Source organism: Bradyrhizobium sp. HKCCYLRH2060, assembly GCF_051168135.1.
Taxonomy (GTDB): domain Bacteria; phylum Pseudomonadota; class Alphaproteobacteria; order Rhizobiales; family Xanthobacteraceae; genus Bradyrhizobium.
On record NZ_JBNPUK010000001.1, the window covers coordinates 544,910 to 557,947 of the forward strand.

The 13,038-nt window shown below is 65.1% G+C and carries 15 protein-coding genes; 10 read left to right on the forward strand and 5 right to left on the reverse strand.

What is annotated here, in order from left to right; translation table 11 throughout:
* Window positions 1–294 precede the first annotated feature (294 nt).
* From ACQR10_RS02365 to dnaQ, 4 genes are read left to right on the forward strand one after another with little or no spacing between them, the layout of a single operon-like run.
* A complete protein-coding gene (locus tag ACQR10_RS02365; RefSeq protein ID WP_315800881.1) occupies window positions 295–1,134 on the forward strand; it encodes a pyruvate, water dikinase regulatory protein in 840 nt (279 codons plus the stop codon).
* A gap of 11 nt (window positions 1,135–1,145) precedes the next feature.
* Window positions 1,146–1,754 (forward strand): Maf family protein, encoded by a 609-nt coding sequence (locus ACQR10_RS02370; protein WP_315800880.1) that lies wholly within the window; start codon window positions 1,146–1,148, stop codon window positions 1,752–1,754.
* 37 nt (window positions 1,755–1,791) lie between these two features.
* A complete protein-coding gene (gene coaE / locus ACQR10_RS02375) occupies window positions 1,792–2,391 on the forward strand; it encodes a dephospho-CoA kinase (protein WP_316215425.1) in 600 nt (199 codons plus the stop codon).
* 56 nt (window positions 2,392–2,447) lie between these two features.
* Window positions 2,448–3,146, forward strand: a complete 699-nt coding sequence (dnaQ, locus tag ACQR10_RS02380) for a DNA polymerase III subunit epsilon (RefSeq protein ID WP_316215426.1) — start codon at window positions 2,448–2,450, stop codon at window positions 3,144–3,146.
* 60 nt (window positions 3,147–3,206) lie between these two features.
* Here dnaQ and secB read toward each other — a convergent pair whose 3' ends face one another.
* Complete coding sequence (secB, locus tag ACQR10_RS02385) at window positions 3,207–3,695, reverse strand: protein-export chaperone SecB (protein WP_315716797.1); 489 nt, start codon at window positions 3,693–3,695, stop codon at window positions 3,207–3,209.
* A gap of 384 nt (window positions 3,696–4,079) precedes the next feature.
* Here secB and ACQR10_RS02390 point away from each other — a divergent pair, with 384 nt between their 5' ends.
* The 3 genes from ACQR10_RS02390 to ACQR10_RS02400 all read left to right on the forward strand — a co-directional run bounded on the left by ACQR10_RS02390 (window position 4,080) and on the right by ACQR10_RS02400 (window position 7,159).
* Entirely contained in the window at window positions 4,080–4,781 is a 702-nt protein-coding gene (locus tag ACQR10_RS02390; protein WP_315800876.1) for a Tim44/TimA family putative adaptor protein, read from the forward strand.
* A gap of 167 nt (window positions 4,782–4,948) precedes the next feature.
* Entirely contained in the window at window positions 4,949–6,571 is a 1,623-nt protein-coding gene (gene mltA / locus ACQR10_RS02395) for a murein transglycosylase A (protein WP_316215427.1), read from the forward strand.
* Between the two features lie 12 nt (window positions 6,572–6,583).
* Window positions 6,584–7,159: a Smr/MutS family protein gene (locus tag ACQR10_RS02400; protein ID WP_316215428.1), complete on the forward strand. Its 576-nt coding sequence runs from the start codon at window positions 6,584–6,586 to the stop codon at window positions 7,157–7,159.
* Between the two features lie 3 nt (window positions 7,160–7,162).
* Here ACQR10_RS02400 and ACQR10_RS02405 read toward each other — a convergent pair whose 3' ends face one another.
* From ACQR10_RS02405 to hslV, 4 genes are all read right to left on the reverse strand, one after another.
* A complete protein-coding gene (locus ACQR10_RS02405; RefSeq protein ID WP_316215429.1) occupies window positions 7,163–8,284 on the reverse strand; it encodes a hypothetical protein in 1,122 nt (373 codons plus the stop codon).
* Window positions 8,285–8,518: 234 nt separating this feature from the next.
* Window positions 8,519–9,823, reverse strand: coding sequence for an ATP-dependent protease ATPase subunit HslU (gene hslU, locus ACQR10_RS02410; RefSeq protein ID WP_316215430.1), 1,305 nt, complete (start codon window positions 9,821–9,823; stop codon window positions 8,519–8,521).
* Window positions 9,824–9,873: 50 nt separating this feature from the next.
* On the reverse strand, window positions 9,874–10,473 hold the full coding sequence (locus tag ACQR10_RS02415; protein WP_316215431.1) for a DUF2585 domain-containing protein: 600 nt from the start codon (window positions 10,471–10,473) through the stop codon (window positions 9,874–9,876).
* A gap of 3 nt (window positions 10,474–10,476) precedes the next feature.
* The gene (gene hslV, locus ACQR10_RS02420; protein ID WP_315750519.1) at window positions 10,477–11,037 is read right to left on the reverse strand and encodes an ATP-dependent protease subunit HslV; all 561 of its coding nucleotides are present in this window, start codon (window positions 11,035–11,037) and stop codon (window positions 10,477–10,479) included.
* A gap of 195 nt (window positions 11,038–11,232) precedes the next feature.
* On the opposite strand from hslV, the gene hisB reads away from it, so the two are divergent.
* From hisB to hisH, 3 genes are read left to right on the forward strand one after another with little or no spacing between them, the layout of a single operon-like run.
* Window positions 11,233–11,826, forward strand: coding sequence for an imidazoleglycerol-phosphate dehydratase HisB (gene hisB, locus ACQR10_RS02425; protein ID WP_316215432.1), 594 nt, complete (start codon window positions 11,233–11,235; stop codon window positions 11,824–11,826).
* Between the two features lie 27 nt (window positions 11,827–11,853).
* Window positions 11,854–12,378 (forward strand): DUF2628 domain-containing protein, encoded by a 525-nt coding sequence (locus ACQR10_RS02430; RefSeq protein ID WP_315800869.1) that lies wholly within the window; start codon window positions 11,854–11,856, stop codon window positions 12,376–12,378.
* On the forward strand, window positions 12,375–13,025 hold the full coding sequence (hisH, locus tag ACQR10_RS02435; RefSeq protein ID WP_316215433.1) for an imidazole glycerol phosphate synthase subunit HisH: 651 nt from the start codon (window positions 12,375–12,377) through the stop codon (window positions 13,023–13,025). Before ACQR10_RS02430 ends, hisH begins: the two co-directional genes overlap by 4 nt.
* Window positions 13,026–13,038: the final 13 nt, after the last annotated feature.

Here is a 13,038-nt window from a genome sequence, read left to right on the forward strand (position 1 = left end):
TTGGACTCATGAAATGTCATCCGCAGTCTGCCCGCAGCTTGTTCACATTCCTCAACATGCGAGCCGCGCCCGCCGGATCGCTCCAGAGTTCAATGCGATTCAAACGCTTGCCGAAATCCGTCGACAGCTTATCCAGAGACAAACGAACGTCGTCCCGATATCATCGGCCTGCGGCTTGGCGTTGTCCCGGACGGCGACCATGTGCAGAAGAATCGGGGTTATCCAAAGGGGCGCGGTCGGCGGCTGCTTTTTGGTCCCATCCTTCACAGGGATTCACAGATCGTTAAGGATTTGATGCCCAGCACCGGCAACTATTTTCACCTGCATCTGGTTTCCGACTCGACGGGCGAAACCCTGATCACGGTCGCGCGAGCAGTCGCCGCGCAATACACCAACGTGACCCCGGTCGAGCACGTGTACCCGCTGGTGCGGAGCCAGAAGCAGCTCGACCGCGTGCTCGACGAGATTGAGGAAGCGCCGGGCATCGTGCTGTTCACCCTGCTCGAGAAGGACCTGGTCAGCCGGCTCGAAGGCAAGTGCCAGCAGATCAACATTCCGAGCCTGTCGATCATCGGTCCGGTGATGCAGCTGTTCGAGGCCTATCTCGGCGCGTCGACCGCCGGCCGCGTCGGTGCGCAGCACGTGCTCAATGCCGAATATTTCGCCCGCATCGATGCGCTGAACTACACGATGCTCCACGATGACGGGCAAATGGTCGACGGCCTCGAAGACGCCGAGGTGGTGCTGGTGGGCGTCAGCCGGACCTCGAAGACTCCGACCTCGATCTATCTCGCCAACCGCGGCGTGCGCACAGCCAACGTGCCGCTGGTCCCGGGCATTCCAATCCCGCACCAGCTCGAGACATTGAAGAAACCGCTGGTCGTCAGCCTGCATGCGACCCCGGAGCGGCTGATCCAGGTGCGGCAGAATCGCCTGCTCAGCATGGGTGCGGAATCCGGCAATGAGAACTATGTCGACAAGCAGTCGGTGACGGACGAGGTCGCCTATGCACGCAAGCTCAGTGCGAAGTTCAACTGGGTCATGCTCGACGTGACGCGGCGCTCGATCGAGGAGACGGCCGCCGCGATCCTGAAACTCTATACCGACCGGCAGCGGCAGCGGCTTCCGGACTAGTGAGCGGATCAATGTCCATCTGGTGCAGTGACGAGCCTCTCATTCTGGCATCGCAGAGCCGCGCGCGGCGGATGCTGCTCGCGAACGCAGGACTCGCGTGTGAGGCGCTTCCGGCCGATATCGACGAACGCGCGGTCCAGGCCGAAGCCGGCCTGGTCGCGCCCTACGAGATTGCGCTACACCTCGCCAATGCGAAGGCCGCTGCGGTCTCGGCAAGCAGGCCCAATTCCTATGTGGTCGGCGCGGATCAGACGCTCGCATTGGGTGAGCGCATGTTCAACAAGCCGGCCGGCCGCCAGCATGCCATGCAGCAATTGTTGGCGCTGGGCGGGCGCACCCATGCGCTGCACTCGGCCATCGCGGTGGTCCGCAACGGCGAGGTGCTGTTCTCGCACGTCGCCGTCGCCTGGATGACGATGCGCGCCCTCTCTGAGGCCGAGATCGCCGCCTATCTCGATGCCGCCGGCGACGCCGTCACATCCAGCGTCGGCGCCTATCAATTGGAGGGGCTCGGGGTGCACCTGTTCGACCGGATCGACGGCGATCACTTCACCATCCTCGGCCTGCCGCTGTTGCCGCTGCTCGCCTATTTTCGCGAAGCGAAGCTGCTCAGGATCTGATGCCGACCGCAGCCACGCGTAAGGGGAGTGACCGCGGATGAGAGTGCTGGGTCTGACCGGCTCGATGGGCATGGGCAAGTCGACGACCGCGAAGCTGTTCGCCGAAGCCGGCGTCCCGGTCTACGACGCCGACGCGACCGTTCATAAGGTCTATGAAGCCGAAGCCGCGCCGGCGATCGAAGCCGAATTCCCTGGAACCACGGTGGACGGCAAGGTGGATCGATCCAAGCTGTCGGCGAAGGTCGTCGGCGATCCCGCTGCGATCCGCCGGCTCGAGGCGATCGTGCATCCGATGCTGCGCTCCTACCACCAGAAATTTCTCGACGACGCCGAGCGGTCCGGCGTGCCGGTTGCCGTCGTCGATATTCCCTTGCTGTTCGAGACCGGCGGCGACAAGCGCGTCGATGCCGTGGTCGTGGTGTCGACCTCGCCCGAGATCCAGCGTCAGCGCATCCTGGCGCGCGGCACGATGACGAACGAAGCGCTCGATGCGCTGCTCGCACGGCAGATGCCGGATGCCGAGAAGCGCAAGCGCGCCGATTTCGTCGTGGATACCTCGCACGGGCTCGATCCGGTGCGGGCACGCATCCGCGACATCCTGGCGGAGGTCGTTAGAATGCCGCAGCGCCGGGGCTGATTCGCAAATCCGGCCGCGCGGAATTTCGACGGATCAAGTCAGACGGATCAAATCAGATGCGTGAGATCGTTCTCGACACCGAAACCACCGGCCTCGACGCCCTGCGCGGCGACCGCCTCGTCGAGATCGGCTGTGTCGAAATCATCAACCGCATGCCTACCGGCCAAGTCTACCATCGCTACATCAATCCCGAACGCGACATGCCGGCGGAGGCGTTCGCGGTTCACGGCCTGTCGAGCGAGTTCCTGGCCGACAAGCCGCTGTTTCACGAGGTCGTCGAGGAGTTCCTGGAGTTCATCGGCGATGCCCCGCTGGTGATCCACAACGCCTCGTTCGATATCGGCTTCATCAATGCCGAGCTCGACCGGGTCAAGCGCGCGGCCATTCCCAGGGATCGTCTGGTCGATACGCTGCTGCTCGCACGTCGCAAGCATCCTGGCGTGTCGAACCGTCTCGACGACCTCTGCTCGCGCTATGCGATCGACAACTCACGCCGGACCAAGCACGGCGCGTTGCTCGACGCCGAGCTGCTGGCGGAGGTCTATGTCGATCTGGTCGGGGCGCGGCAGTCGCAGCTGATCCTGACCCAGGACAGCCAGGAGATCCGCATCGGGTCCGCCGGCGAGACGCCGCGCCGTCAGCGCGAGCAGCCGCTGTTGCCGCGGGTCACGGAGGCGGAGCGAGAGGCACATCGCGCCTTCATCGCTACCCTCGGCGACAAGCCGATCTGGATGGAGTTTCTCGCCGGCACGTGATCCGCCTGATCGGCAGCGGATCACGCCCTGCAAACATCAAACTTTTAAAGAGCGAAACGATCAGCTCGACAGCACCTGGCCGCCCTGGGCCGCGGCCTGACGTTCCATGTTCTGGCGGTACAGGCCGACGAAATCGACCGGGTCCAGCATCAGGGGCGGGAAGCCGCCGTCGCGCACCGAGTTGGCGACGATCTCGCGGGCGAACGGGAACAGCAGGCGCGGGCATTCGATCAGCAGCATCGGCGACAGGTTCTCGCGCGGAATGTTGACCAGCCGGAACACGCCGCCATAGACCAGCTCGAAGCTGAACATCACCTGGCTGCCGCTCTCGGCCTTGCCCTCGATCGTCAGCGTCACCTCATACTCGGTGTCGTTCAGCGCATTGGCGCCGACATTGATCTGGATGTTGATCTGCGGCGGCTGGCCCTGCGGCGCCAGGGACTGCGGAGCGTTCGGATTCTCGAACGAGAGATCCTTGATATATTGCGCCAGCACGTTCAGTTGGGGAGGAGGAGCCGCCTCGGGAGTGGCGCCGTTACCGTTGGTCATCGCAGTGTTCTCCAGGCAAAAAGGGCGGGTCGTTGCGGCGCGTGGCTACCATAGGGCCGGCTTGTTCCACAAGGACGAGCCACCGACGCCGTCAAGGGCCGAAGCAACCGCTCGATCCGGCCAGTATGCCTCTATTTGTCGCATCGGCCGTCGGAGGGAACCGGAGACGGGCCTCCCCTGTTCCAATCCGGGGCCGATCGGATTTCCCCTTGAGGGGGAAAAGGGTTAGGATCGGCGCGCCACAATGCGCCATTGGCCGGGCCCAATTCGATGACTACATCCGGGACGACCAGGGATTCACGGGTCTTTACCTGGATCCTGTAGAACAGGTGCCCGGTGGCCGGGCTCCGCGTTCGGCTCGACAAGTCAGAAAGCGAACACGACGTGGACATTTATACCATCATCTTCCTGGCGCTGGCGGTCTTCATCTTCATCCGCCTGCGCGCCGTGCTCGGGCAGCGCACCGGGAGCGAGCGGACGCCGTTCGATCATGCCGCCCGAAACGCGGTCCAGGGCGCGCAGGACAACCACGTCATGCCGGTTCCCAACAAGCCCATCGACCCCTCGGCTGCGGTTCCCGGCGGCGAGATGCCGGCGCCGGGCGATCGCTGGCGTGGCTTGGCCGAGCCGGGCACGCCGCTCGCCCGTGGCCTCGATGCGATCGTCGCCGACGACTCCTCGTTCGATCCGCGCCATTTCCTGACCGGCGCGCGCAGCGCCTACGAGATGATCGTGCTGGCGTTTGCCAATGGCGATCGCCGCGCGTTGCGCGACCTGTTGTCGTCCGAGGTCTATGAGAGTTTCGACGCCGTCATCAAGGAGCGTGAGAAGCAGGAGCAGAAGACCGAAACCCGCTTCGTCTCCATCGATACCGCCGAACTGGTCGGCGCCGAGCTGCGCGACCGCACCGCGCAGGTCACCGTGCGCTTCGTCTCGCAGATGATCTCGGTGACACGCGACAAGGGCGGCAACATCGTCGACGGCAATCCGGACAAGGTCGCCGACATCACCGACATCTGGACTTTCGCCCGCGACACCGGCTCGCGCGATCCGAACTGGAAGCTGGTCGGAACCGGCAGCCATTGATGGAATAGGCTGCCGCCGCTGGCGTTACATTGGGAGATCGCCTGCTCCCGTTGTCGACCGGCTGCGTGAGGCGCGTGAAGAGGCGCATCCTCGATTTTTGACACGGATCTTTTCAGCATCCCGTTTTCTCTGAATTTCGCGTTGAGTGGTACTTTGATGGTGCAAGCATGGTTCGCGAAATTTGGAAGCGGGGTTTTACCGCCCGCCGCCTGACCTACTGGACGCCGGTGCTCGCCCTGAGCGTCGCTGCCGTGGCGCTCGCCCCCTATGCAGCCGAGGCGGTTCGCGCGCGCCATCGGGCGGCGACGCCGCCGATGCGCCACCTGCCCTACCCGCAGCTCGACTGGCCGCTCGAGATCAGCAACAGCCAGTACCTGCCGATGGATTGGACCGACGTGCCCGGCTGGAACGACGACGATCAGCTCGCGGCCTATCGGACGTTCCGCGCCAGCTGCAAGCCGATCGCCGCGAAGACGGATGCAGCGCCGGATGGCAGGGTGGATGGTAAGGCGCTGGGTGATTCCCTGCGCGACCCCTGTCGCGATGCTCGGGCCACCGATCTCGCCGACAATGCTGCGGCAAGGGCTTTTTTCGAACGGCACTTCGAGCCGCTGAGGATCTCCAAGCTCGGCGATGCCGACGGTTTCGTCACCGGCTACTACGAACCCGTCATCGAGGGCTCGCGGACCCAGAATGAGGTCTACAACGTTCCAGTCTATCGCCGGCCCTCCAATTTGTTTGTCCGTGGTTTCAAGCAGGATGCGACGAGTCTGCCCAACAAGGGCCCCGTCTATCGCAAGATCGGACGGCGCAAGCTGGTCCCCTACTACGACCGCGCCGAGATCGAGGACGGTGCGATCGAGGGGCGCGGCCTGGAGATCGCGTGGCTCAGGAACCAGACCGACCTGCTGTTTGCCCAGATCCAGGGATCGGCGCGCATCAGTCTCGACGACGGCTCGACCATTCGCATCAACTACGATGCCTATAATGGCCTTCCCTACACACCGGTCGGCCGCATCCTGATCGAGCGCGGCATCATTCCACGCGAGCAGATGTCGATGCAGCGCATCCGCGACTGGATGGAGCAGAATCCGGAAGGTGCCAACGAGCTGCGGCGGATGAACCGCTCCTACATCTTCTTCCGCGAGGTGCAGCTGTCGGAGAAGGACGAGGCGGTCGGCGCGCAGGGCATTCCGCTGACCCCGGGCCGCTCGATCGCGGTCGACAAGTCGCTGCACGTCTATGGCACGCCGTTCTTCATCACCGGCGAGCTGCCGATCGAATCCGAGAAGTCGAAGACGGCGTTCCACCGGCTGATGATCGCGCAGGATACGGGCTCGGCGATCGTCGGACCTGCGCGGGCCGATCTCTATTTCGGCGCCGGCCAGGACGCCGGCAAGGTTTCCGGCCGTCTCAAGCACAGCATCCAGTTCGTGATGCTGGTGCCGAAGAGCCTCGATCCGGTTGCGCGTGGCCGCAAGATGCCGCTGCCGGATGCACGGCCGTCGGAGAAGATCGCAAAACTGTTTCCGCAGGTGCTGCCGAAGGAGGCAGCCAAGGATCAGGTCAAGGATCAGGGGCAGGCCAACCAGGCCAACAAAGCCGCCGCCTCTCCGGTCAACGATGCGAAAGCCTCTGCTCCCGCCGCGAGCGCAAGCCCGGCGACCACGGTGGCGCAGAACGTCGTGGCACCACAGCCCGTGCCCCTGCCCGAGGCCCGCCCCCGTATCGAAAGTGATCGCAATATCCGCCGATTGCGTTATGGCAGGCGCCACCGCAACCGCCGATGACAAGCCGTCTCCATGTCTGAAGATCCCGAGCCGCCCCGCGGCCGTCGCAAGCGTGGCCTCTCCGAGGACGAGCGTACGCTGTGGGAGACGGTCGCGCGCCAGCTCAAGCCGCTGCGCAAGACACCGCGTCCGGTGCGGCCGCATCCTCCGATGGTGACGGCCGAGCCGAAGCCGGACAAGCCGATGATGACGCCGCGGCCGGTCGCGCCGGTGGTCGTGCCGAAGCCGGCCCGGCCGGCCATCCCGCCTCTGGTCTCGCTCGGCCGCAAGGAGCGCTCGAAACTGTCGCGCGGCCGCAGCGAGATCGATGCGCGGCTCGATCTGCACGGCATGACCCAGAGCCGGGCGCACCAGGCGCTGCATCATTTCCTGCATCGCGCCCAGCATGACGGGCTCACCTTCGTGCTCGTCATCACCGGCAAGGGTACGATCGGTGCGGATCCCGAACGCGGCGTGCTCCGGCGCCAGGTGCCGCATTGGCTGAGCCTGCCGGAATTCCGCTCGCTGATTGTCGGCTTCGAGGAGGCTCATGTGGGACATGGCGGTGCCGGCGCGCTCTATGTCCGGATCAGGCGCGCCCGGGGCTGAGCGTCAGAACGGCCGGATGATGCCGACGCGCGGGATGGCGGTGACGATCCAGCCCAGGATCGTGGTCGTGCGGTCGCCGGCGTCGATGAGGGCCACAGGCTTTGTGGTGGGCAGCGTCTTCACCGCGTGCAGCATCAGCACCATGCAGACCACCCAGCTCGAGATCCAGCGCGAATAGTCGAACACCATCGCGAACATCACGAGGTAAGCGAGAGTGATGACAACCAGCGCGGCGATGACGATCTGGCGATGGCGCTGCTCTTCCAGCGCGCCAATCAGGTCCCTGAAAGTGCGCCAGAGCGGCGCGTGAAGCCAGAGCAGCAGCGCATAGACGGGCAAGCCGAGCAGGTTCGACGGCAGTCTTGCCCAGGTGTCCTGCACCTCCTTCGTCAGTGGCTGGTACCACACGTAAGCGAACTGCAAGAGCTCGGCGCGTGTCGGATCGGCCATGCGGGTCCGCAGATATGCTGTGAAGTCCGCTTCCGGCAGCGGCATCGTGCCGAGGAACTGCGCCGTCAGGAACAGCGCGCCGAGTCCGATCAGTGCGGCTCCGCCGACGGCCATGTCGAGGCGCGTCGTCCTGCGCGGCAAGTAGTAGCGCAGCACGACGATGGCGGCGATGGTGGGCACGTACATCAGCAGATGGATGTGATGGATCAGCACCAGCACCGCCGAGGTCAGCGCAGCGAGCAGGACGTAGCCGAGCGAGCCCGCCGGCACCAGCATCAGGATGATGGCACCAAGACAGCCATAGACGTCGAAGTGCCCGAGCGTGAACAGGAAGTTCTTGAACACGAACGGCGAGCCAGCGGTGAAGACGAACAGCGGGAGCTGTGCGCTGTTCAATCCGAATGTTCGGCGGAATAGCTGGACGAACAATCCGAACGTGATCAGCCAGACGAGGCCTCCCAACGCGAACACCAGCCACGCCGGCACCTTCGTCGTGAACAACCCGACGATGGCCCCGATCAGCGCGCGCTTGATGAAGCCGTGGTGATAGTCGACAAGCAGGTGGATGTAGGGAATGTAGGGCGGCAGCGTGAGCTTGTGCAGGAACACGCCGAGCATGACCGCGGCGTTGACGGCGAGCATCGTGCGCCAGTGCCGGCTGTAGGCGGCCGTCATGCGATGTCCGAGCGGTGAGAGATGGAGGCAAGCTCGCCGCCACACCCACCGCTGTCGTCCCGGCCTTGAGCCGGGACCCGTAACCACCGCTGTACGTGATGAGGCAGGGCTGGAGCCGCCATCTTGAGTGACAATCAGCTTCGGTGGTTATGGGTCCCCGCCTTCGCGGGGACGACAGCGGAGGGTGACGCTACGCCTGTGCGAAAGAGCGCAGAGGCTGAAGGGCGACGCCTCTTACAAAATGAACCGGCTGAGATCCGTGTTCTTGGCGAGGTCGCCGATGTGTTGCTGCACATAGGCGGCGTCGACACGCATCGTCTCGCCGCCGCGGTCGGAGGCGTTGAAGGAGATCTCGTCCAGCACGCGTTCCATCACCGTCTGCAGCCGGCGCGCGCCGATGTTCTCGACCGTCGAATTCACCGCAACCGCGATGTCGGCGAGCGCGTCGATCGCATCGTCGGTGATGTCGAGCGTCACGCCCTCGGTCTGCATCAGCGCGACATATTGCTTGATCAGCGATGCCTCCGGCTCGGTCAGGATGCGGCGCATGTCGTCGCGCGTCAGCGCCTGCAGCTCGACCCGGATCGGCAATCGTCCCTGCAGCTCCGGCAAGAGGTCCGAGGGCTTGGCGATGTGGAACGCGCCCGAGGCAATGAACAGGACGTGATCGGTCTTGACCGCGCCATGCTTGGTCGAGACCGTCGTGCCCTCGATCAGCGGCAGCAGGTCGCGCTGCACGCCCTCGCGCGAGACGTCGCCGCCGGCGCGGTTCTCGCGCACGCAGATCTTGTCGATCTCGTCGAGAAACACGATGCCGTTGTTCTCGACCACGCCGATCGCTTCCTGCACCAACTGCTCGCTGTCGAGCAGCTTGTCGGACTCTTCCGCGATCAGGATGTCGTGCGAGGCCTCGACCGTCACGCGCCGTGTCTTAGTGCGGCCGCCGAGCTTGCCGAAGATGTCGCCGATCGAGATCGCGCCCATCTGCGCGCCCGGCATGCCGGGGATTTCGAACATCGGCAGGCCGCCGCCGGAGGACTGCGTCTCGATCTCGATCTCCTTGTCGTTCAGCTCGCCGGCGCGCAGCTTGCGGCGGAACGAGTCGCGCGTCGCAGCACTCGCATTGGCGCCGACCAGCGCGTCGAGAACGCGCTCCTCGGCGGCGAGCTGGGCGCGGGCGGCGACGTCCTTGCGCTTGCGCTCGCGGACCTGGGCGATCGCGACCTCGACGAGGTCGCGGATGATCTGCTCGACGTCGCGGCCGACATAGCCGACCTCGGTGAACTTGGTCGCCTCGACCTTGAGGAATGGCGCGCCCGCAAGCTTGGCCAGCCGCCGCGCGATCTCGGTCTTGCCGACGCCGGTCGGGCCGATCATCAGGATGTTCTTCGGCAGCACCTCCTCGCGCAGGCCTGCATCGAGCTGCAGCCGGCGCCAGCGGTTGCGCAACGCAATGGACACCGCCCGCTTGGCGTCGGCCTGGCCGACGATGTAGCGGTCGAGTTCGGAGACGATTTCGCGGGGGGAAAAGTCGGTCATGGGCTCTAGCTAGGGTCGGACGGGGATGAGGGCAAGCCGGATTTCCGCCGTCACAGGAGCGGCGGCCCGGCCTGCCACTGCCGGATCGCCTCGGTTGGATAGATCAGCATCAGGATGTTGAGGGTCAGGTTGTCACGGATGTGCAGGCCGACCCCGATCTCGAACGCGATTGCGATCACGACGGTCAGCCAGACCGGCAGCACCCGCGCCAGCAGGAAGCCGGTCATCATCGCCAAGGTGTCGCCGACGGAGTTCACGATGCTGTCGCCGAAATAGTCCAGCGAGATCGTGGCGGCGCGATAGCGCTCGATGATGAAGCTGGAGTTCTCGACCAGCTCCCAGGCGCCCTCGATCAGCATCGCGATGATCAGCCGCCCCTGCCACGGCAGAAACGGCAGAACCAGCGCGGTCAGCGCATAGAACAGGAAGCCGTGAATGACATGGGAGAACGTGTACCAGTCGGTGAGATGCTGGGAGTTCTCCGAGCTCTGCACCACGCCGTGCCACAGCTTGACGGTGCCGCAGGCGCAGATCGGCAGCCGGCCCATCGCGAACAACAGTGCGGCCTGCAGCGCCAGCAGACCGAGCGCCAGGATGAGCCAGGGTCCGGACCAAAGCCGGGACGGGGCGCCGATCTCGTCCGCGGTCATCGTCTACTCGGCCGACAGCGCTTCGATGGTGATGTTGCGGTTGGTGTAGACGCAGATGTCGGCGGCGATGTCGAGTGAGCGGCGCACGATGCTCTCGGCGTCCTTGTCGGTGTCGATCAGCGCCCGCGCGGCCGCCAGCGCATAGTTGCCGCCGGAGCCGATCGCCATCACGCCGGCCTCCGGTTCCAGGACGTCGCCCGTCCCGGTCAGCACCAGCGAGACCTCCTTGTCGGCCACGATCATCATCGCCTCCAGCCGCCGCAGGTAGCGGTCGGTGCGCCAGTCCTTGGCGAGCTCGACCGCGGCCCGGGTCAGCTGCCCCGGATATTGCTCCAGCTTGCTCTCCAGCCGCTCGAACAGGGTGAACGCGTCGGCGGTGGCGCCGGCGAAGCCGCCGATGACGTCGCCCTTGCCGAGCTTGCGCACCTTGCGCGCATTGGACTTGATCACGGTCTGGCCGATCGAGACCTGGCCGTCCCCGCCGATCACCACCCTGCCCCCCTTGCGGACGGTCAGGATCGTGGTGCCGTGCCAGACGGTGGGCTCGTTCGAAGATGCGTGCATGGGGGATCCCTGGTTGATGCCCTGATTTAGGGGCTGAGGCGTCGGGATACAATTACCGGGCCCCTGCCCTGCCCTGTCAGGCCTTGAAATCCGCTCACCATGGCCCGAGATCAGGCGTCCGGGGCGTCATCCCGCAGTAGCTAAGGTGTCATCCGCCTGATAAAAGGGCCGCGTTTTCAAGGGAAAGCTGACCCCATGCGTAGCGCGACCATCAAGCGCAAGACCAAAGAGACCGAGATCGAGGTGTCCGTGAACCTCGACGGCACCGGCGTCGTGAACATCGCGACCGGGATCGGCTTCTTCGATCACATGCTGGATCTGCTGGCCCGGCATTCCCGCATCGACATGACCGTCAAGGCGGTCGGCGACCTGCATATCGATTTCCACCACACCACCGAGGATGTCGGCATCGCCCTCGGCCAGGCGGTGCGCCAGGCGCTCGGCGACATGGCCGGCATCACCCGCTACGCCTCGATCCACATGCCGATGGACGAGACGCTGACGCGCGTCGTGATCGACGTGTCGGGCCGGCCGATGCTGGTGTTCCGCACGACCTTCGCGCGCGACAAGATCGGCGAGTTCGACACCGAGCTGGTGCGCGAGTGGTTCAACGCCTTTGCCATGAACGCCGGCATCACGCTGCATGTCGAGACGCTGTACGGCGAGAACGCCCATCATATCGCCGAATCCTGCTTCAAGGGTCTGGCCAGGGCGCTGCGAACCGCGCTCGCGATCGACCCGCGCAACAAGGGCGAAGTGCCATCCACCAAGGGTCAGCTCGGCGGCTGACCTCCCTCCTCCCAAGGGAATTTCGACATGCCCGTTTATACGGTTCACGCTCCCCTCGCCGCCGGAGCCGATCTGCGCTCGACCGATCGCTTCGTCTTCATCCGCGACGGCTTCCATTTCTGGGCCGCCGTGCTCGGCGCCGTCTGGCTGGCCTGGCATCGCCTCTGGCTTGCGATGCTGGTCTGGGCCCTGCTGATGATCGCGCTCGACGTCGTCCTGGTACGCGTCGGCGTCAGCGGCGCCGCGATTGCCGGAATCGATCTGTTGCTTGCGATCCTGCTCGGGCTCGAAGCCTCGAGCCTGAAGCGCTGGAGCTATTCGCGCGGCAATTGGCGCCAGCTCGACGTCGTCGTGGCCGACGATCTCGATGCCGCCGAGCGCCGCTTCTTCGAGCGCTGGGCCGCCCGGCGCAGCGATCTCGGCTACAGCAACTACACCGTCGATCGCGGCGCACCGCCGCCCTCGCGTGACAATGGCAATGGGCAGCACCCGCCGCCGCTACCGCATGCCAGCATCATTGGCTTGTTCCCAGAACCCGGAGGTGGACGATGAGTGTCGCGATCATCGATTACGGCTCCGGCAATCTGCATTCCGCCGCCAAGGCGTTCGAGCGCGCCGCGCGCGGCATGGCGGATCCGCAGAAGGTCGTGGTGACGCGCGATCCGGACACGGTGTATCGCGCCGACCGCATCGTGCTGCCCGGCGTCGGCGCCTTCGCCGACTGCCGCCGCGGACTCGACTCCGTCGATGGCATGCTGGAGGCGATGACCGAGGCCGTGCGCCACAAGGCGCGGCCGTTCTTCGGCATCTGCGTCGGCATGCAGCTGATGGCGACGCGCGGCAAGGAGCATGTCACCACCGACGGCTTCGACTGGGTCTCCGGCGACGTCGAGAAGATCACGCCTCGCGACGAGAGCCTGAAGATCCCGCATATGGGATGGAACACGCTCGATGTGCTGCAAGAGCATCCGGTGCTGGAGCGGCTGCCGCTCGGGCCGAAGGGCCTGCATGCCTACTTTGTGCACTCCTATCACTTGAATGCCGTCAACGAGAACGACGTGCTGGCGCGCGCCGATTACGGCGGACCGGTCACCGCGATCGTCGGCAAGGACACCGCGATCGGCACGCAATTCCATCCCGAGAAGAGCCAGCGTTTCGGTCTCGCCCTCATTTCCAACTTCCTGAAGTGGAAGCCGTGAGCGCAGCGCGCCT